Source organism: Streptomyces sp. NP160 (genome assembly GCF_006335115.1).
Lineage (GTDB): Bacteria > Actinomycetota > Actinomycetes > Actinomycetales > Quadrisphaeraceae > Quadrisphaera.
The window spans coordinates 1-18,613 of record NZ_VDMJ01000001.1 but is presented as its reverse complement, the minus strand read 5'-3'; the positions used below and the strand labels follow the sequence as shown (position 1 = coordinate 18,613).

Below are 18,613 nucleotides of genomic sequence, written 5' to 3'. Positions count from 1 at the left end.
ATCGACGTCCAAGACGAGTTGTGGCACTTTTGATAAGAACAGTGCATCAATGGGGTCGTGGAGACCCGGCTGCTGCGCTCCTTCGTCGTCCTCGCCGAGGAGCAGCACTTCGGCCGCGCCGCCGCCCGCCTGCACGTCGCCCAGCCTGCGCTGTCCCAGCAGCTCAAGAGCCTGGAGCAGCAGGTGGGCGCCCGCCTGCTCGAGCGGACCACGCGGCGGGTGGAGCTGACGGCCGCGGGCCGGCTGCTGCAGGAGCGCGCCCGGGGCGTGCTCGCCGCCCTGGACCGGACGGCCGCCGACCTCGCCCTCGTGGCCGCGGGGAGGGCCGGGCGGGTGAGGCTCGGGTTCGTCGGGACGGCGACGTACGAGCTGCTGCCGTCCGTCGCGCGCCGCGTGCGCAGCGAGCTGCCCGAGGTCGAGCTGGAGCTGCACGGCGAGCAGCTGGCGCCCGCGCTGCTCGACAGCGTCGTGGCCGACGACCTCGACCTCGCCGTGCTGCGACCCGCGGGCCCGCCGCCCGCGGGCCTCGTGGTCCAGGAGCTGCGCCGCGAGCCCCTCCTGGTCGCCCTGCCGGCCGGCCACCGCCTCGCGGGGCAGGAGCGGGTGGGCCTGGCCGAGCTGGCGGGCGAGCCGCTCGTGGCGCACCCCGGTGGACGCCGCTCGACCCTGCAGCCGCTGGTGCTGGACGCGTGCCGGGCCGCTGGCTTCGAGCCGGAGGTGATCGAGGTGGGGGAGACCGGCACCCTCGTCGCGCTCGTGGCCGCGGGCCTCGGCTTCGGGCTGGTGCCCGAGGCGGTGCGCGCGCTGCGCCTGGACGGCGTGGTCCACCGTCCCCTGGCCGGCGCTCCGGTCGAGGTGCCCCTGGCCCTGGTCCACCGGGAGGGGCCCTCGGCGCTGGTGCAGCGCGTCGCGGAGGCGGTCCGCACCGCTGCCGCGACGCCCTGACCGTCGTCGCGCCTCCCGCCGTTCAGGAGCCGACGCGGACCTCGGCGGGGGAGCACCCGTAGCGCTCGCGGAAGACCCGGGAGAAGTGCGAGGCCGAGACGAAGCCGCAGCGCTCGGCCACCGCGGAGACGACGGGCCGCCCCGGGCCGCTCAGCAGCCGGTGGGCCAGCTCGAGGCGCCGGTCGAGGACCGTCCGGGCGACGCCCGTGCCCGTCTCGCTGAAGACCCTGGTCAGCTGCCGCTCGCTGAGGCCCACGGCGCGCGCCACGGCGCCCACGGACAGGTCGCGCTCGCAGAGGTGGCGGTCGATGTGGGCCAGCGCCGCGCGGCGGTGGTCGTCGCTGGTGGTCGAGCCGTGGAGGACGGCGTGCATCAGGTGGCCGAGCTGCCGCTGCGCGGCGGCGCGCTCGTCGGGTCCGGGGCTGGCCAGCGTGGTGCGGACCAGACGCGCGAGCGCAGCGGCGTGTGCGCTGCCCGGGACGTCGTCGAACCCGAGAACCAGGGGCTCGGCCGGCAGCGGTCGGCCCACCACCTGCTCGTAGGTGGCGCGGGACACCCGCACCACGAGCTCTTCCAGGCCGTGGGCGAAGCCCCGCATGAACGGCCGGCTGACGTCGCAGACGAGCAGCGTCCCCGGGCGCTGCAGCTGCACCCCACCGGAGTGGTAGAAGAACGACTCCCCGCGCAGCGCGAAGTAGAAGGCGACGCCGTCCACGCCGCTGGAGGCGATCTGCTGCGCGGAGCGCTCCACCACGTGCGCGCTGGCGGCGACGTCGGCCAGGTGGACGCCGCCGAGGTCGAGCACCACCTCGCGCCCCTCGAGGGCCGTGCCGTCGAGGGTCCGCGCCCGCAGGTCGATCAGGGCGCTGGCGTTGTGCTCCTCCCACCGGGCGACCCGCTGCTCCTGGGGGAGTCCGAACGTGGAGAACGTCCGGTAGCCCTCGACCAGCACCCGCCAGCACCGCCTCGTCGCGTCGCCCGGGGCGACGGCAGCGCCGTCGCCGGAGGGCGGCACCGTACACCGGCGCGGTGGGCACCAGCCCGTGCCGCTGCGCCGGTCGCGCGGCCGTCACCCGGCGGGCGGCTCAGGCGGGGGCGAGGACGACGTCGAACCGCGTGCTGGCCCAGCCCCGGCCGCCGAGGTCGCGCCCGTCGGGGGTGGGCGAGCCGGCGGGGTGGTGCTCCCAGTCGTGGACGAGGGACTCCTTCACCCCGAACACCGAGTCGCGCTCGAGCAGCTCGTCACCGCGCACGAAGATGTGCGTCACCAGGGTGCGGCAGCCCGGTGCGGAGACCATGAAGTGCAGGTGGGAGGCGCGCAGCGGGGAGCGGCCGGTGCTGGCCAGGAGGTCGCCGACCGGTCCGTCGTCCGGGATCGGGTACGGCGTGGGGAACAGCCCCCAGAAGCGGTACCCCCCGTCGTCGTCGGCCACGAGCCGGCCCCGCCCGTAGGTGCGGCCGTCGTCGTGCTGGACGTCGTACAGGCCCTCCTCGTCCGCCTCCCACACCTCGATGCGGGCACCGGGCAGCGGGTTCCCGTCGACGTCGCGCACGGTCCCCTCCACCCACGCGGGCTCGCCGGGAGCCCCGGCCGCGATGTCGCCGCCCTGCTCCACCTGCGGTGCCTCGTCGACGAAGAACGGCCCGAAGACGGTCGCCTCGGTGGCGTTGCGGTAGGCCTCGTTGTTCACGGCCACCGTCTGCATCGACAGGCCCAGCACGTCACTGAGCAGCACGAACTCCTGGCGGCTCTCGGTGGTCGTGTGGCCGACCCGCGTGAGGAACGCGATGGCCGCGCCCCACTCCGCCTCGGTGAGCCGCACCTCGCGGACGTAGGCGTGCAGGTGGCGCACCAGCGCCTGGAGCAGGTGGCGCGTGCGCTCGTCGGGGGCGCCGTCGAAGGACGCGACGACGAGCTCGACCAGCTCCTCCTCGCGCGCCCGCTGCTCGTCGGACACCTTCGCTGGGCTCGTTGACGGACTCACTGGTCGGCTCCTCCACCGTCGACGGGGTCGCCCGCCCACGCCGCGCGCAGCAGGGACTCCAGCGCGTCGACGTCGACGGGACGGGGGTTGCTGGGGGGCACGCTCGGGAGCACCAGCTCCGCGGCGCGCCGCAGGTCCTCCTCGTGCAGCCCCACGTCGCGCAGGGCCTGCGGACCGCCGAGGTCGGCGAGCAGCTGCCGCAGGCCCACCGCCGCCGGGACCCCGTCGAACAGCTCCGCGAGGCGGGCCCCGGCGTCGGGGGCGGCGGGGGCGTTGAAGGCCGTGACGTGCGGCAGCACGATCGCGTGCATCTCCGCGTGCGGCAGCCCGAAGGCGCCGCCCAGCACGTGGCAGACCTTGTGGTGCAGGCCCGACCCGGCGGAGGCGAACGCGACGGCCGTCAGGTGCGCGCCGTAGAGCAGCTGCTCGCGCAGGGGCAGGTCGTCGCCGTCTGCCGGTCCCCGCGCGAAGCTCTGCAGCGCCGGGACGAGGGCCCGCAGGCCCTCGGTGCCGAGCGCGCGGTTGATCGGGTCGGCCCGGGGGGCCCACAGCCCGTCGACGGCGTGGGCCACCGCGTTGAGGCTGGACGCCGCCACGGAGCGGGGCGCCAGCCCGAGGGTCAGCGCCGCGTCGTACACCACGGCCCGGGGCAGCACGCGCGGGTCCGACCCGGTCTTCTTGGTCCCGTCGGTGGTGATGCCCCACACGTCGGTGGCCTCGGACCCGGCGAAGGTGGTGGGCACGGCCACCAGCGGCAGCGCCGTCCGCAGGGCCACGGCCTTGCCCAGACCGGTCGCGGAGCCGCCGCCGATCGTGAGCACGAGGTCGGCGTCGCTGCCCTCGGCCAGGGCGACGGCGCTGGCCGCGCGGTCGGCGGGCACGTGCTGGGCCACCTCGTCGACGCTCGCCACCACGGGCAGCGTCCCGGCCACGTCGCGCGCGGCCTGCGCCGACGACCTGCCGGCGATGAGCAGCACGCGCTCGGCGCCGAGGTCCGCCACGGCCCGGGCGGTGTTCTCGACCGCGGCGCGAGAGCCGAAGAGCACCCGCTGCCCGAGGGAGGTGTGGTCGAACGCCGTGCTGCTCACGCGTCGCGCCCCAGCACCTGGCGCAGCGCGCCCTCCAGGGCTGCGGCCGGGTCCTCGACGAGCCGGTGCGACCGCCAGGCGACGATCTTGTCGGGTCGCACCAGCAGCACGCCGTCCTCGTCGACCTCCCGCAGGCGGGCCCAGTCGTCGTAGAGGTCGGTGACGGCCTGCCCCGGGCCGACCACCACCGACCGCAGCTCCAGGCCGAGCGCCGCCCCGACACGCACCGCCGCGTCGGCCCACGCCTGGCCGGCGATGCCGGTGAACACGGTGAAGCCGGTGCTGGGCGCGAGGTCGAGCGTGGAGACCTTGGTGGCGCTGTCACCCACCCACGCGTGGGGGAGCGGGGAGCCGGGGACGGTGGACGGCGTGAAGTAGAGCTCGGGGTCGCGGGTGGGCGCGGGAAGCGTCGTGCCGTCGCTGACGACGGCCCCGGAGGCGTAGTGCTGCCCCAGCTCCACGCCGTGGGCGTTGAACTCGTAGTGCTTGAGCTCCATGGCCTTCTTCAGCGCCTCGCGCTTGGCGCGGCCCTCGGGCGTGGCCGCCTTGCGCTCCTCGATGGCGGCGACCATGCCGGCCTCGTCAGCCGCGCTGGTCACCCCGAGCGCGTCGAAGAACCCGCCGAACTCGCGGCTCGACTGGTTGGCGCGCAGCACGACCTGCTTCGCCACCGGGGCGCGCTCGGCCGTGTAGGAGTCGAGCAGGCGCTCGCCGGCCTGGCCGCGCAGCACGGCGGCGAGCTTCCAGGCGAGGTTGTAGGCGTCCTGCACGGAGGTGTTGGAGCCCAGCCCGTTCGACGGCGGGTGGCGGTGCACGGCGTCACCGGCGCAGAACACCCGGCCGCGCTGCAGCTCGGTGGCGTACCGCTCGTTGTTGCCCCACAGGGACGTGCCGGTGATCTCGATGGCGGTGTCGGTGGTGCCGAGCAGCGACTGCACGATCTCGAGCGCGGCGGCCTCGTCGACCTGCGGCGGGGGCTGGGAGATGTCGTAGCCCCACACCACGAGCCACTCGTTCCAGGGCCGCACCATGCGGACCAGGCCCGCCCCGATGCCTCCCACGTTGGCGCCCGGCTGCACCACCCAGTACAGGACCGAGGGCCGGTGGCCGACCAGGCGCGCGAGGTCGGCCTTGAAGGTGATGTTCATCGAGCCGGCGATGTCCATCCGGCCCTCCATCGGCAGCTGCAGGTCCTCGGCGACCTTCGACCGGGCGCCGTCGGCGCCGACCAGGTAGCGGGAGCGGACCTCGTGGACGGCCCCGGTGACGCGGTCGCGGACCGTGGTGGTCACGCCGTCGGCGTCCTGCTCGTGGGAGAGGTACTCGGTGGAGAAGCGCACCTGCGCCCCGCGCTGGGCCGCACCGCTGACGAGCACCGGCTCGAGGTAGTTCTGCGGCACGTCGCAGTTCATGGTGGGGGAGGCCTTGACGTAGTCGCCCTCGCGCTCGGGGCTGGTGCCCCACGCGAGGATCCGGCCGAACTCCTCCCCAGCGATCGAGGAGCAGAACACCGTGTCGCCGATGAGGTGGTGCGGGGTGGAGACCGCCTTGACCTGCTCCTCCAGCCCCATGTCGCGGAAGAACTCCATGGCGCGCTGGTTGGTGATGTGGGCGCGGGGGGTGTTGGCGGTCCACCGGTACTTGGTGATGAGCGTGGTGGAGATGCCGTAGGTGGCCAGCGCGAGCGCCGTCGAGGCGCCCGCCGGGCCGGAGCCCACGACCAGCACGTCGGTCTCCACCCGGGAGCCGGTCGGGAGCGCCGTCGCGGCGATCCCGTCGTCGAACACAGCCACTGGACGCCTCCACCGCGCACCGTCGCGCACCTCGCCACCGTCGGACCCGCCCAGCCTCGGTGCGCGCAGCGGCCGTGTCAGCGGGTGGAGCCGATCGTGGCGGGAACAGGCGAAGGGATGGCGCGTCCAGGCCAGGACCCGCGCGCCCCGCCGCCGTGATCATGGACGTCTCGAGCACCGGCGCTCCGGAAGCCCATGATCACGGTCTCGGTGTGCTCCGGAGGTCCACGATCACGAGGGGGTGGGCTCGGCGAGCACCTGCTGGGCGATCCGGAAGGCGGTGTTCGCGTCCGGCACGCCGCAGTAGATCGCCGCCTGGAGGACGACCTCCTTGATCTCCTCCACGGTCAGCCCGTTGCGGCGCGCGGCGCGCACGTGCATGGCGAGCTCCTCGTGGTGGCCGCGCGCGATGAGCGCGGTGAGCACGCCCACCGACCGCATCCGCCGGTCCAGGCCCGGCCGGGTCCAGATGCTCCCCCAGGCGTACTCGGTGATGAACTGCTGGAACTCGCGCGTGAGGTCGGTGGCGGCCGCGGTGGCCCGGTCGACGTGCGCGTCGCCGAGCACCTCGCGGCGCACGGCCATCCCGGCGTCGCGCACCTGCGCCAGCGTCATCGCACTGCGCGCCGCCGTCGTGGCGTGCTCCCGCACCAGCTGGGCGACGCGCTGCGGGACCTCGACCGGTGCGAGGTGCGCCACGTCGTCGAGGACGACGAGGCGTCCGCGCTGCACGCGGTCGGCCACCTCGCGCAGGCCGTCGGGAGGCGTGGCGACGTCGTGGGCGCCGGCCACGGCGAGCACGGGAGCGCCCACCTCCGCCAGCCGGTCGCGGACGTCGAAGCCCGCGAGCGCCCCGCACACCGCGGCGTAGCCGGCGTCGTCGGCCTGGGACAGGGAGTGCAGCAGCGCCGAGCTGCGCGCCGGCTCGCGCTCCACGAAGCCGGGGCCGAACCACCGCTGCGCCGAGGCGGACACCAGCGACGGCGTGCCGGAGGCCCGCACCGCCGCGGCGCGCTCCTCCCAGGACTGGGGCGTGCCGATGGCGGCGCCGGTGCACAGCAGCACCGCCGAGCGCACGCGGCCGGGCGCGTCGAGCAGCAGCTGGAGGGACACCGCGCCGCCCACCGAGTCGCCGGCCACGTCGAACGCCGCTCCCGGACCGGCGAGGGCGTCGACGGCGGCGAGCACATCGGCGGCGAGGTCGGCCATCGAGGTCCCGGGCCCGTCGGCGGGGGGCACCCAGCGGTTCCGCCCGTGGCCGGGCAGGTCCCACCCCACCACGTGGAAGGCGTCGCCGAGGTGCTCCGCCGCCGCGGACCAGAGCGCCTCGACGCTCGTGCCCAGCGACGGGCCGACCACGAGCAGCGGCAGTCCGTCGTGCCCGGCCAGCCGGACGAGGGTGGTGCTCACAGGTCCTCCTGCGCGTTCACGGGGTGCTCGTGCGTGCGGGCCCGGGCGAGCGCCTCGTCCACGAGGTCGTCGACCAGGCCCAGGTAGGTCGCGGCCGGCGGCCTGCCGGTGAGCGCGGCCATCGAGCGCTGCTCGGCGAGCACGGCGTCGGCGCCGTCCTCGACCCGCGCGGCCATGCGCTCTGCGTCCACGTGGAGCCCCCGCAGCAGGTCGCTCGCCTGGCCCGCCGCCACGACCGTGCGGCGCAGCAGCTGCGCGAGGGTCTGCCACTCGACGTGCCAGCCGCCGTCGGCGCGCTCGTCGACCTGCTCGGCCGCGGCCAGGTGCAGCGTCGCCGCCAGCTGCGGGGCGGCCAGCGCCGCGCGCCGGACGAGGACGGCGAGGGTGGGGTTGGCCTTGTGCGGCATGGTCGAGGACCCGCCGGCCGAGCCGTCGCGCAGCTCCCCGACCTCCGGCCGCCCCAGCGCCAGCACGTCGTTGGCGATCCGCCCCCACGCGTCGGCGGCGGTGGTGGCGGCGTCGCCCAGGCGCGTGACGGGGGTGCGTCGCGTGTGCCACGGCGCAGCCGGCTCCAGGCCGAGCCCGGCGGGGAGCGCGCGCTGCAGCGCGCGGGCGCCGTCGGCGCCCGCCAGCTCGACGACCGCGGACAGCGTGCCCGCGGCCCCGCCGAGCTGCACGGGCCAGCGCAGCGCGGCCAGCGCCTCGTCGGCGTCGAGCAGCCCGTGCAGCCAGCCGGAGGCCTTGGCGCCGAAGGTCGTCGGGACGGCCGGCTGCGTCAGGGTCCGCGCCACCACCGAGGTGCCCCGGTGCTCTTCGACGACGACGACGAGGCGCTCCGCCTGCGCGCGCAGCTCCCGCCGCACCGCGCGCACCGCGTCGCGGGCGCAGAGCAGGACGGCGGTGTCGAGCACGTCCTGGCTGGTCAGCCCGCGGTGCAGCCAGGTGGCGGCGGTTTCCCGGCCGCTGTCCCGCAGCGCCGCGCGCAGCGACGCCACGAGCGCCATCACGAAGGTGCCGCCGGCCTCGGAGGCCTGCGACAGCGCGGCGGCGTCGAGCTCCCCGGCGAGGTCCCCGAGGTCGGCGCGGGCCCCCGCCGGGGCGGCGCCCACGTCGACGAGCGCGTCGAGCCACACCTGCTCCACGCGCACCGCGGCCCCCAGGAGCGCGGTGCCCGTCATGAGAGCGCCGCCGCGGTGGTCACCCGGCCACCACAGCCCGTCCAGGGGGGAGTCCGTCACGCCGTCCACACCGCCGATCCTGCCGGGCCGGTCGGAGGGGGTCACCGGCCCTCGCGCGGCCAGGTCAGGAACACCGTCTCGCGCTCGCCCTGCAGCGCGACGTCGAAGCGCAGGCCGTCCTCGTCGTCCACGCACAGCAGGGTGTCGGCGCGGTCGCCCGCGGCGCGCAGCAGCGCGTCGGGCTCGGCGCCCTCCAGCGGCAGGTAGGCCCGGGTGAACAAGCGGTGCAGCAGGCCGCGGGCGAAGACGGTCACCGCGAAGAACGGCAGCCCGCCCTCGACGGACCCCGGGCGCAGCGTGGTGAAGGCGTAGCGCCCCGTGCGGTCGGTGGTGCACCGCCCGAACCCGGTGAAGGCGTGCCCGTCGCGGCGCAGCGAGCCCTGCCGCTGCACCACGCGCCCGGCGGGGTCGGCCTGCCAGATCTCCACCAGCGCGTCGCGGACGGGCAGCCCAGAGCCGTCGGTGACGGTGCCGTGCAGCAGCAGCGCCCCGGGGATGCCGGGGGCGACCAGCTGGCGGTCTCCGTCGTAGGGCAGCGCGTAGTGGAAGAACGGGCCCACGGTTTGGCCCGGCGTCGGGGGCAGCGCGGGCGTCGGCGCCAGCGAGGCGCTGCCCAGCTCGGCGGCGCTCGTCGTCGTGAGGGTCATCGGCCGGCCTCCTCGTCCTCGCCGCGCTCGACGTCGAGGTCGCCCTCGAGCGGGGTGCGGTGGCCGCCGGTGAGCACGACGTCCCACCGGTACCCCGTGGCCCACTCGTGCTGGGTGAGGTCGTGGTCGTAGGTGGCCACCAGCCGCTCGCGGGCCTTCGGGTCGACGATGGACTGGTAGATCGGGTCGAGCGCGAACAGCGGGTCGCCCGGGAAGTACATCTGCGTCACGAGGCGCTGGGTGAAGTCGGTGCCGAACAGGGAGAAGTGGATGTGCGCCGGGCGCCAGGCGTTGTGGTGGTTGCGCCACGGGTACGGGCCCGGCTTGATGGTGGTGAAGCGGTAGCGGCCCTGGTCGTCCGTGATGCAGCGGCCCACGCCGGTGAAGTTGGGGTCCAGCGGGGCGGGGTGCTGGTCGCGCTTGTGCACGTACCGGCCGCCGGCGTTGGCCTGCCAGACCTCCACCAGCTGGCGGCGCACGGGGCGGCCGTCGCCGTCGAGCACGCGGCCGGTGACGACCATGCGCTCGCCGATCGGCTCCCCGCCTCCCTGGATGGTCAGGTCCGCCTCGAGGGGGTCGACGTCGCGCTCGCCGAAGCACGGCGCCCACAGCTCCACGCCCTCCGGGTCCGCGTGGTGCAGGTCCTTGGTGGGGTGGCGCAGCAGGCTGGAGCGGTACGGCGCGTAGTCGAGGCGCGGCTGCAGCTCGGCCACCCCGGCGGCCTCGTGGGCGCGGCGGACCTGCGCGATCTCGTCATCGATGACGTGCTGGTGCACGAGCCCCGTGCTGGGGTGGCGCGTCGCTGCGCCCTGGATCACCCGCGAGCTGCTCATGACGGCGACGGTAGGCGCGCGCAGCACGGAGCACCCGCACGCCCTTCCGTCCAGCGGAAGCCCGATCGAGTGGGGCTGCGAGCCGGGGGTGACGTCCCGGGGAGCGCGCACGCCAGGATGGGCCCCGTGGCGGGCGGCGGTCGGGCGGCGGGGGAGAGCGTCACCTCCCGCGCCCTCAGCCTGCTCGCGGCCTTCGACGAGGACCACCGCCGCCTCGGCCTGACCGCCCTGGCCGAGCGCGCCGGGATGCCGCTGCCGACGGCGCACCGGCTGGTCGCCGACCTCGTCGAGTTCGGGGCGCTGGCCCGCACGCCGGCGGGCGACTACGTCGTGGGACGGCGCCTGTGGGACATCGGCCTGCTGGCGCCGGTGCAGTCGGGCCTGCGCGAGGTGGCCTCCCCGCACTTGCAGGACCTGTTCGGCGCCACCCGGGCCACGGTCCACCTCGCGGTGCGGGACGGCCTGCGCGCCCTGTACGTGGACCGGCTGCGCGGCAACGCCTCCCTGCCCGTGGTCGCCACCGTGGGCTCGCGGCTGGCGCTGCACGCCACGGGCGTCGGCAAGGTGCTGCTGGCGCACGCGCCGGAGCCGGTGCAGGCGGAGGTGTTCCGCGAGCTGCCCCGCCTCACCCCCTTCACCATCACCGCGCCCGGGGGCCTGCGCCGCCAGCTCACCCTCGTGCTGCGCGACGGGTACGCGACCACCGCGGAGGAGCTGGGTCTCGGGGCGTGCTCGGTGGCCGTCCCCGTCTCGCAGCGCGGGCGGGTGGTGGCGGCGCTCGGCGTCGTCGTCCCCACCCTCACCCGCGACCGGCCCCGGCTGGTGGCGGCGCTGCAGGTGGCGGCCCAGGGCATCTCCCGCTCCCTCGAGCGGGCGCCGGCGGTGGGCGGAGCGGACGACGGGGTGGTGTGAGCGCGGGGCTTCCGCCCAGCGGAACCCCGGTGTTGGTGTTCGCGGCGGCCGGGCGTTCCATGTGCCCATGACGCAGAGCAGCGGCACGCGGCAGGTCACCCGGACCCAGGTGGGCATCGTCGGCGGTGGGCCCGCCGGGCTCATGCTGTCCCACCTGCTCGACCTCGCGGGCATCTCCTCGGTGGTGGTCGACGACCGCACCCGCGAGGAGATCTACACGACGGTGCGCGCCGGGATCCTCGAGCACGACACCGTCCGGCTGCTGGTCGACTCCGGCGCCAGCAAGCGGGTGCTCACCGAGGGCTACGAGCACGAGGGCATCGAGCTGGCCTTCGGTGGCGGCCGCCACCGCATCGACTTCGCCGACCTGGTGGGCGCGTCGGCGTGGCTGTACCCGCAGACGGAGGTCTTCGCCGACCTCGCCGACGCCCGCGAGCGCGCCGGCGGGGACGTCCGCTGGGGGGTCAGGGACACCGAGGTGCTCGACACCACCTCTGACGCCCCGCGCATCCGGTTCACCGCGGCGGACGGCAGCGCGCAGGAGGTGGTGTGCGACCACCTCGTCGGTGCTGACGGCTCCCGCAGCCAGTGCCGCCGCTCGATCCCCGAGGGCGCCCGGGTGCAGACCGGCAAGGAGTACCCGTTCGCGTGGTTCGGCATCCTCTGCGACGCGCCGCCCAGCGCCCCCGAGCTGGTCTACAGCCACTCCCCGCTCGGCTTCGCCCTGGTCAGCCAGCGCACCGAGTCGGTGCAGCGGATGTACTTCCAGTGCGACCCCGAGGAGGACGCCTCCGCCTGGAGCGACGACCGGATCTGGTCGGAGATGGCCGCGCGGCTGGCGCCGAACGGCGTCGAGGTGGTCCAAGGCCCCATCACGTCGAAGGCCGTGCTGCGCTTCCGCAGCTTCGTGCACGAGCCGATGCGGCACGGGCGGATGCTGCTCGCCGGCGACGCCGCGCACACCGTGCCGCCCACCGGCGCCAAGGGCCTCAACCTGGCGCTGGCCGACGTGAGGCTGCTCGCGGAGCTGCTGGAGCGGGCCGTGGAGAAGTGCGACGACGACGCGCTGGAGGAGTACACCGGCCGCGCGCTGGCGCGGGTGTGGAAGGCGCAGCACTTCAGCTACTGGATGACGACGATGCTCCACGCGCTGCCGGAGGCGACGCCGTTCGACGTGCGCCGCCAGGAGGCCGAGCTGGGCTCGCTGGTCTCCAGCCGTGCCGGGCGGACGTTCCTCGCGGAGGGCTACACCGGCTGGCCGGAGCGCCCCACCCGGTCCTGACCACGGGCGGTCGGCCACCTCCGAGGTGGCCGACCGCCCATGATCACGGAGTGGGGGTCAGAGGGGGTACTGGCCCGGCTCGCGGCGCAGGGTGATCCACCGGGTCTCGGTGAACGCCTCGACGTTCGCCTGCGCGCCGCCGTGCCGCGAGCCCGTGCCGGACGCGCCGACGCCGCCGAACGGGGTGTTTGCCTCGTCGTTCACCGTCTGGTCGTTGATGTGGACGATCCCGGTGGGGATGCGGCGCGCCAGGTCCAGCGCGCCGAGCGCGTCCTTGCTGACGATCCCCAGCGACAGGCCGTACTCGGTGGCCGAGGCCAGCTCGACCGCCTCGTCGTCCGTGGCGTACGAGACCACCGACGCGACCGGGCCGAAGACCTCCTCGCAGTACGCCTGGGCGTCCTTCGGGGTGTGCGCCAGCACCGTGGGGCGGTAGAAGAGCTCCTCGTAGGTGCCGCCGGCGCGGAGCTCCGCGCCCTGGGCGACGGCGTCCTGCACGAGGGTGTGCACGCGGTCGCGCTGCACCTCGTCGATGAGCGGACCGAGGTGCACCTGCCCGGCGGCAGGGTCGCCGACGTGCATCGAGTCCGCCTTGGCGGCCAGCTTCTCGACGTACTCGTCGAAGACCGACTCGTGGACGATGTGGCGGCCGACCGTCATGCAGATCTGGCCCTGGTGGAGGAAGGAGCCCCAGGTGGCCAGGTTGACGGCCTTGTCGACGTCGGCGTCCTCGCGGACCAGGAACGCGCTGTTGCCGCCCAGCTCGAGGTGGGCGCGCTTGAGGTGGCGACCGGCCAGCTCGCCCACCGAGCGGCCCGCGCGGGTGGAGCCGGTGAAGGCGATGACGCGCACCCGCGGGTCGGTGACCAGCGCCTCGCCGACGTCGGCGCCGCCCGGCACCAGCTGCAGCAGGCCGGCGGGCAGCCCCGCCTCCTCGAAGATCCGCACGAACGCCACGCCACCGGTCATCACGGTGCGGGGGTCCGGCTTGAGCAGCACGGCGTTGCCGAGCGCGAGGGCCGGGGCCACCGCGCGGATGCCGAGGATGAGCGGCACGTTGAACGGGGAGATGACACCGACCACGCCCACGGGCACCTGCTCGGCCAGGGACAGGCGCGGCTCCTCGCTGGACAGCACGGTGCCGCGCGGCGCCGAGGGCAGCGACGCGGCCTCGTAGCACTCGGCGGCGGTGACGTGCAGGGCGAAGCCCGCCAGCGGCGGGATCGCGCCGACCTCGCGGACGTTCCAGCCCATGACCTCCTCAGCGTGCTGCTCCCACAGCTGGCCCGCGCGGCGCAGGACGGCGGCGCGCTGCGGGTGCGGCGTGGCCGCCCAGGCCTTCTGCGCCCGGGCGGCGCCCTCGGCGGCGCGGGCGACGTCGTCGGGGCCGGCCAGGCCGACCGTGGCGATGGTCTCGCCGGTGGCGGGGGCGACCGACGCCAGCGTGGAGGCCCCGGCCACCCACTCACCGTCGATGAAGATCTTCCCGCTCACGGCCGCCTCGTCGATGAGGCTCGCGGTCGGAGCGTGCGTGGTGGTGCTGGTCTCAGCGGTGGCGGTCATCGTCGAACCTCCTGCTCGGGCACTGCGTGCGTGAGCGGACGGTAGGTGATGGCCCCGTGCCCCCGCACACCTGGTTCCGCCAGGTGGGAGGCTCCCGGCCATGACGCTCACCACCCGCACGATGCAGGTGCTGGGGGCCTTCACCCCCCGCCACCCGCGCCTGCGGCTGGCCGAGGTCGCTGCGGCCAGCGGGCTGCCGCTGACCACCGCCCACCGCATCGTCAACGACCTGGTCGTCTGGGGTGCGCTCGAGCGCGCACCTGACGGGACGCTGTCGGTGGGCCTTCGGCTGTGGGAGCTCGCATCGCTGGCGCCCCGCGGGCCGGAGCTGCGCGAGGCCGCCCTACCGTTCCTCGAGGACCTCTACACCGCCACGCGGGAGAACGTGCAGCTCGCCGTCCGCGAGGACCTCGAGAGTGTCTTCGTGGAGCGGCTCACCGGCCCGGACTCCGTGGGCGTCATGACGCGCGTCGGCGCGCGCTTCCCGCTGCCGTCCACGGGCGTGGGCCGGGTGCTCCTGGCGCACGCACCCGCCGCCGTGCAGGACGGTGCGCTCGCGGTGCCCGTGCGCCGCTGGACCGAGCGCACCGAGACCGACCCCGATCGCCTGCGCGCTCTGCTCGCCGAGGTGCGCAGGACCGGGGTCGCGTTCAGCGACCAGCAGGTCACCGAGGGGGCGGCCTCCGTCGCGGCCCCGGTGCGCGCCGGGCGCGGTGAGGTGGTGGCCGCGGTGTCGGTCGTCTACCGGACCGGCCGCACCACCGCCGCTCCGCTCGTACCGGCGGTGAGGGCCGCGGCGCTGGGCATCTCCCGCGCCCTGGCGGCCCGCTCGGACGCCCGGTCCTGACGGGCGGGTCTTCCGCCTGTCGGAAGGGCGGCTGCGGGGCGTCGTCGTCGTCGTCGACCCTCCGTGGACCACGACGACGTGACCCAGCACGGTGAGGAGCGCCCCCGATGACGGACGTGCACGACGAGGTCCTGGCGGCGCCCGGACAGGTCAACGCCAAGATCTTCCCGTTCCCGCTCAACGCCTGGTACGTCGCGGCGTGGGACCACGAGGTGACCGCGAAGAAGCCGCTCGCCCGCACGGTGGCCGGCACCCCGATGGCGCTGTACCGCACGGCCGACGGACGCCCGGTGGCGCTGGCTGACGCCTGCTGGCACCGGCTGGCGCCGCTGTCGATGGGGAAGCTGGTCGGCAGGGACGGCATCCAGTGCCCGTACCACGGGCTGCAGTACAACTCCGCGGGGCGCTGCACCAGGATGCCCGCGCAGGAGACGGTCAACCCCAGCGCGCTGGTGACCTCCTACCCGGTCGAGCAGCGGTACCGGTACGTGTGGGTGTGGCCCGGCGACCCGCTGCTGGCCGACCCGGCGTCCATCCCCGACATGCAGCAGATGGACTCCCCGGAGTGGGCCGGGGACGGCCTCACCATCGAGGCGCCGTGCAACTACCAGCTGATCCTCGACAACCTCATGGACCTCACGCACGAGGAGTTCGTGCACGGATCCAGCATCGGCCAGGACGAGCTGAGCGAGTCGGACTTCACCACCCGCCGCGAGGCCGACGGCTCGGTGACGGTGACCCGCTGGATGCGCGACGTGGCCCCGCCGCCGTTCTGGCTGAAGAACATCCGCGACCGCTTCCCGGACTTCTCCGGTCGGGTCGACCGGTGGCAGATCATCCACTACTACGCCCCGTCGACCATCTGCATCGACGTCGGGGTGGCCCCTACCGGCACCGGAGCCCCCGAGGGCGACCGCAGCCAGGGCGTCAACGGCTACGTCATGAACACCATCACGCCCGAGACCGAGCGCACCTCCCACTACTTCTGGGCGTTCATGCGCGACTACCGCCTCGACAGCCAGCTCATCACCACGCAGCTGCGCGAGGGCGTGCACGGCGTCTTCGGCGAGGACGAGGCGATGCTCGCCGCGCAGCAGCGCGCCATCGACGCCAACCCGGGCAAGGAGTTCTACTCGCTCAACATCGACGCCGGCGGCATGTGGGTGCGCCGCATCCTCGACGAGATGCTCCGGGCGGAGGGTCGCGCGTGAGTGCGCCCGCTGCGCCGGCGCTCTCCGGCGCGGCAGCCACGGCGCTGCGACCGGCGCGCGTCGTGGAGGCGCGCGACGTCGCCGACGGCGTGCGCCGCGTCGTCCTCGAGCACGCGCCCGGGCGGCCCGCCGAGCCCGGCGCGCACCTGCAGCTGGCCGTGCACACCTCCGCCGGCCGGGAGGTGCGCTCGTACTCGGTGGTGGACGCCAGCGCCGACGGCACCCGCTCGGCCATCTCGGTGCTGCTCACCCCGACGTCGCGCGGCGGCGGGCGCTACGTCCACTCCCTCGTGGTCGGGGACGACGTCGAGTGCAGCGCCCCGCTGCAGGGGTTCCCGCTGCGCCTGGGCGCCGGCCGCTACCACCTGCTGGCCGGCGGCATCGGCGTCACGGCGCTGGTGGCGATGGCCCGGCGCCTGGCCTCGCGGGGTGCCGACGTGGTGCTCGACCACGTGGTCCGGACGCGCTCGCGGGCGGCGTACGCCGACGACCTGGCCGCGCTGCTGGGGGAGCGGTACCGCCTCCACGTGGACGACGAGGACGGCGGCTTCGACGTCGCCGCGCTGCTCGACGAGGTCGCTGCTGCTGACGGCGACGGTGGGGTGCCCGGGGGCGTGGAAGCCTACGTCTGCGGGCCGATCCGCCTGATGGACGCGGTGCGCCGCGGGTGGGAGGCGCGCGGACTGCCGGCGAGCACGCTGCGCTTCGAGACGTTCGGCAGCTCCGGCTGGTACGCACCGCAGCCCTTCACCGCCTGCATCCCGGAGGTCGGGCTGCGCACGGAGGTGGGCCCGGACACGACGCTGCTGGAGGCGCTGCAGCGGGCGGGTGCAGACCTCATGTACGACTGCCGCAAGGGCGAGTGCGGGCTGTGCCGCCTGGAGGTGGCGTCCGTGCGGGGCGTGCTCGACCACCGCGACGTCTTCCTCAGCCGTCGCCAGCAGGAAGCGGGCACTGCGGTGTGCGTGTGCGTCTCCCGCGTCGCCGCCACGGATGGCGAGCAGGCGGAGCTGGTGCTCCGCCTGCCCTGACCCTCCCCGCCCGGCCGTGACCATGGACGCTGCGAGCAGAACCCGCCGTGATCATGGGCGATCGGCCATCCGCTGGGTGGATCCACGCCAGTCCCTGACTGGCACGGGGTGGCCCTGTGCCAGTAGGTCGGGCACAGGGCCACCCCGTGCCATCGAGGGAGCCCGACGGAGGGGGCGGGGTCAGCCCCAGACGCGCCTCGCCACGCGGACGATGAGGTCGAGCTTGCGCCACTGCTCGTCCTCGGTGAGGTCGTTGCCCTCCTCGGTGGAGGAGAACCCGCACTGCCCGCTGAGCGCCAGCTGCTCCAGCGGCGCGAACGTCGCCGCCTCCTCGATGCGGCGCACGAGGGCGTCCTCGTCCTCCAGGGCCGGCACCTTGGTGGTGACCAGCCCGAGCACCACGCGCTTGCCCGGCGGCAGGAAGCGCAGGACGTCGAGGGAGCCCGACCGCTCGTCGTCGAACTCGAGGAAGTACCCGTCCACGCCGAGGCTGTTGAAGAGCGTGTCGGCGATCTGCTCGTAGCCGCCGGTCTGCGCCCAGGAGGAGCGGTAGTTGCCGCGGCACAGGTGCGTGGCGACCTTGAGGTCCGCGGGGCGGTCGGCGATGGCGGCGTTGAACAGGTCGATGAACGCCGGCAGGCGGCTCTCCGCGAGGCCCGCGCCCTTGGGGTCCCCGAAGAACGTCAGCGACACGTCGTCGAGCTGGGCGTACCGCAGGCCCTGGGCGTGCAGGCGGCGCAGCTGCTCGGCGTAGGCGGCGGCGATGTCGGCGCGCATTCGGGCGTCCGCCTCCGTGCCCGGACCGCCCTCGCCGTAGGCCTCGGTGCCGTCGAGCGGGATGAAGGTGTTGTGCACCTGGTTGGGCGAGGGCATCGTCAGCTTGGGCACCTGCCCGGCGCCCTGCGCCGCGGCGGCCTCCTGCAGGAACGCCAGGTGGTCGGCGAAGACCGTGTGCTCCAGGTGCACCGGAGCGGTGGCCTTCACACGGGTGAGCGGCACGTCGACCGGCTCGCCGTCCAGCGTGCGGAACTGCCGCGTGAACGCCTCCTTGGCCTCGACGCCGCCGAGGGAGAGGATGAAGTCCTCGTGCCAGTAGTGGCGGCGCAGCTCGCCGTCGGTGACCACGCGCAGGCCGAGGTCGGCCTGGCGGCGCACGACGTCGCGGACGGCGGCGTCCTCCACGTCGCGCAGCTGGTCGGCGGTGATCTCACCCGAGGCGCGCTGGGCGCGGGCCCGCCTCAGCGCGGGCGGGCGCAGGAGGCTCCCCACGTGGTCGGCGTGGAAGGGGACGACCTCGGTGTCGGACGGGGCGGCAGTGCTCGACGTCATCTCCCCAGCCTGGCGCGTCGGGCGTCGCTCGCCAGCTGGAGGGGGTGGGCCTGGTGGTGCACCTAGCGGCGGGCGCGGGGGATGAGGCGCTCCAGCTGGGTGACGTGGTCGGGGGTGAGCTCTTCGAGGGAGTGCGCGCCGAGCAGCTTCATGGTGCGCACGACCTGCTCGGACAGGATGGAGATGGCCTTGTCGACGCCGGGGCGTCCGCCGGCCATCAGCCCGTACAGGTAGGCCCGCCCGATGAGGGTGAAGCGTGCTCCCATCGCGATCGAGGCCACCACGTCGGCGCCGTTCATGATGCCGGTGTCCACGATGACCTCCAGGTCGGCGCCGACCTCCTTCACGACCTCGGGCAGCAGGTGGAAGGGGACCGGGGCGCGGTCGAGCTGGCGCCCGCCGTGGTTGGACAGCACGACCGCGTCCACTCCGGCGTCGGCGAAGGCCTTCGCATCGGCCACGGACTGCACGCCCTTGATGGCGAGCTTGCCGGGCCACA

At 75.0% G+C, this 18,613-nt stretch carries 17 protein-coding genes; 6 read left to right on the top strand and 11 right to left on the bottom strand.

Annotated features, from left to right (window positions below):
- Positions 1-57: 57 nt before the first annotated feature.
- Positions 58-945, top strand: coding sequence for a LysR substrate-binding domain-containing protein (locus FHN55_RS00085; protein WP_139709579.1), 888 nt, complete (start codon positions 58-60; stop codon positions 943-945).
- Between the two features lie 22 nt (positions 946-967).
- Here the strand turns inward: FHN55_RS00085 and FHN55_RS00080 are convergent, their stop codons facing one another.
- The 8 genes from FHN55_RS00080 to pcaH all read right to left on the bottom strand — a co-directional run bounded on the left by FHN55_RS00080 (position 968) and on the right by pcaH (position 9,939).
- Positions 968-1,960, bottom strand: a complete 993-nt coding sequence (locus FHN55_RS00080; RefSeq protein ID WP_139709577.1) for an AraC family transcriptional regulator — start codon at positions 1,958-1,960, stop codon at positions 968-970.
- A 70-nt stretch (positions 1,961-2,030) separates the two neighbouring features.
- Positions 2,031-2,903: a dioxygenase gene (locus FHN55_RS00075; RefSeq protein WP_257570580.1), complete on the bottom strand. Its 873-nt coding sequence runs from the start codon at positions 2,901-2,903 to the stop codon at positions 2,031-2,033.
- Positions 2,904-2,926: 23 nt separating this feature from the next.
- On the bottom strand, positions 2,927-4,018 hold the full coding sequence (locus tag FHN55_RS00070; RefSeq protein WP_139709574.1) for a maleylacetate reductase: 1,092 nt from the start codon (positions 4,016-4,018) through the stop codon (positions 2,927-2,929).
- Entirely contained in the window at positions 4,015-5,811 is a 1,797-nt protein-coding gene (locus FHN55_RS00065; RefSeq protein ID WP_139709572.1) for an FAD-dependent monooxygenase, read from the bottom strand. Before FHN55_RS00065 ends, FHN55_RS00070 begins: the two co-directional genes overlap by 4 nt.
- Positions 5,812-6,042: 231 nt before the next feature.
- Positions 6,043-7,221, bottom strand: a complete 1,179-nt coding sequence (pcaC, locus tag FHN55_RS00060) for a 4-carboxymuconolactone decarboxylase (protein ID WP_139709570.1) — start codon at positions 7,219-7,221, stop codon at positions 6,043-6,045.
- Complete coding sequence (locus FHN55_RS00055) at positions 7,218-8,468, bottom strand: lyase family protein (protein ID WP_218974204.1); 1,251 nt, start codon at positions 8,466-8,468, stop codon at positions 7,218-7,220. The genes pcaC and FHN55_RS00055 overlap by 4 nt, the downstream gene beginning before the upstream one ends.
- A gap of 32 nt (positions 8,469-8,500) precedes the next feature.
- Positions 8,501-9,106 (bottom strand): protocatechuate 3,4-dioxygenase subunit alpha, encoded by a 606-nt coding sequence (gene pcaG / locus FHN55_RS00050; RefSeq protein ID WP_139709567.1) that lies wholly within the window; start codon positions 9,104-9,106, stop codon positions 8,501-8,503.
- On the bottom strand, positions 9,103-9,939 hold the full coding sequence (pcaH, locus tag FHN55_RS00045; RefSeq protein ID WP_139709565.1) for a protocatechuate 3,4-dioxygenase subunit beta: 837 nt from the start codon (positions 9,937-9,939) through the stop codon (positions 9,103-9,105). The genes pcaG and pcaH overlap by 4 nt, the downstream gene beginning before the upstream one ends.
- 126 nt (positions 9,940-10,065) lie before the next feature.
- On the opposite strand from pcaH, the gene FHN55_RS00040 reads away from it, so the two are divergent.
- Together FHN55_RS00040 and FHN55_RS00035 are read left to right on the top strand one after the other, a co-directional pair.
- A complete protein-coding gene (locus FHN55_RS00040) occupies positions 10,066-10,851 on the top strand; it encodes an IclR family transcriptional regulator (RefSeq protein ID WP_218974203.1) in 786 nt (261 codons plus the stop codon).
- Positions 10,852-10,918: 67 nt separating this feature from the next.
- Positions 10,919-12,133 (top strand): 4-hydroxybenzoate 3-monooxygenase, encoded by a 1,215-nt coding sequence (locus FHN55_RS00035; protein WP_139709562.1) that lies wholly within the window; start codon positions 10,919-10,921, stop codon positions 12,131-12,133.
- A 57-nt stretch (positions 12,134-12,190) separates the two neighbouring features.
- On the opposite strand, the gene FHN55_RS00030 is transcribed toward FHN55_RS00035, so the two are convergent.
- The gene (locus tag FHN55_RS00030) at positions 12,191-13,696 is read right to left on the bottom strand and encodes a benzaldehyde dehydrogenase (RefSeq protein ID WP_139709560.1); all 1,506 of its coding nucleotides are present in this window, start codon (positions 13,694-13,696) and stop codon (positions 12,191-12,193) included.
- Between the two features lie 100 nt (positions 13,697-13,796).
- Here FHN55_RS00030 and FHN55_RS00025 point away from each other — a divergent pair, with 100 nt between their 5' ends.
- The 3 genes from FHN55_RS00025 (at position 13,797) to FHN55_RS00015 (ending at position 16,785) form a co-directional block, all read left to right on the top strand.
- Positions 13,797-14,543, top strand: coding sequence for an IclR family transcriptional regulator (locus tag FHN55_RS00025; RefSeq protein ID WP_139709558.1), 747 nt, complete (start codon positions 13,797-13,799; stop codon positions 14,541-14,543).
- A gap of 107 nt (positions 14,544-14,650) precedes the next feature.
- Positions 14,651-15,754 carry an aromatic ring-hydroxylating dioxygenase subunit alpha gene (locus FHN55_RS00020; RefSeq protein ID WP_139709555.1) on the top strand — a complete coding sequence of 368 codons (1,104 nt, stop codon included), beginning with the start codon at positions 14,651-14,653 and terminating at the stop codon, positions 15,752-15,754.
- Positions 15,751-16,785, top strand: coding sequence for a PDR/VanB family oxidoreductase (locus FHN55_RS00015; protein ID WP_257570579.1), 1,035 nt, complete (start codon positions 15,751-15,753; stop codon positions 16,783-16,785). The genes FHN55_RS00020 and FHN55_RS00015 overlap by 4 nt, the downstream gene beginning before the upstream one ends.
- Before the next feature lie 180 nt (positions 16,786-16,965).
- Here FHN55_RS00015 and FHN55_RS00010 read toward each other — a convergent pair whose 3' ends face one another.
- Positions 16,966-18,114 (bottom strand): 5-methyltetrahydropteroyltriglutamate--homocysteine S-methyltransferase, encoded by a 1,149-nt coding sequence (locus tag FHN55_RS00010; RefSeq protein WP_139709553.1) that lies wholly within the window; start codon positions 18,112-18,114, stop codon positions 16,966-16,968.
- 62 nt (positions 18,115-18,176) lie between these two features.
- Positions 18,177-18,613 (bottom strand): alpha-hydroxy acid oxidase (locus FHN55_RS00005; protein WP_139709551.1); only part of this gene is annotated, 437 nt, incomplete at its 5' end.

What these genes read in the sequence shown, in the direction of transcription:
- FHN55_RS00010 (WP_139709553.1), bottom strand. Translation starts at nt 18,114, where the DNA reads ATGACGTCGAGCACTGCCGCCCCGTCCGACACCGAGGTCGTCCCCTTC.
- FHN55_RS00020 (WP_139709555.1), top strand. Translation starts at nt 14,651, where the DNA reads ATGACGGACGTGCACGACGAGGTCCTGGCGGCGCCCGGACAGGTCAAC.
- pcaH (WP_139709565.1), bottom strand. Translation starts at nt 9,939, where the DNA reads ATGAGCAGCTCGCGGGTGATCCAGGGCGCAGCGACGCGCCACCCCAGC.
- pcaG (WP_139709567.1), bottom strand. Translation starts at nt 9,106, where the DNA reads ATGACCCTCACGACGACGAGCGCCGCCGAGCTGGGCAGCGCCTCGCTG.
- FHN55_RS00030 (WP_139709560.1), bottom strand. Translation starts at nt 13,696, where the DNA reads ATGACCGCCACCGCTGAGACCAGCACCACCACGCACGCTCCGACCGCG.
- FHN55_RS00025 (WP_139709558.1), top strand. Translation starts at nt 13,797, where the DNA reads ATGACGCTCACCACCCGCACGATGCAGGTGCTGGGGGCCTTCACCCCC.
- FHN55_RS00035 (WP_139709562.1), top strand. Translation starts at nt 10,919, where the DNA reads ATGACGCAGAGCAGCGGCACGCGGCAGGTCACCCGGACCCAGGTGGGC.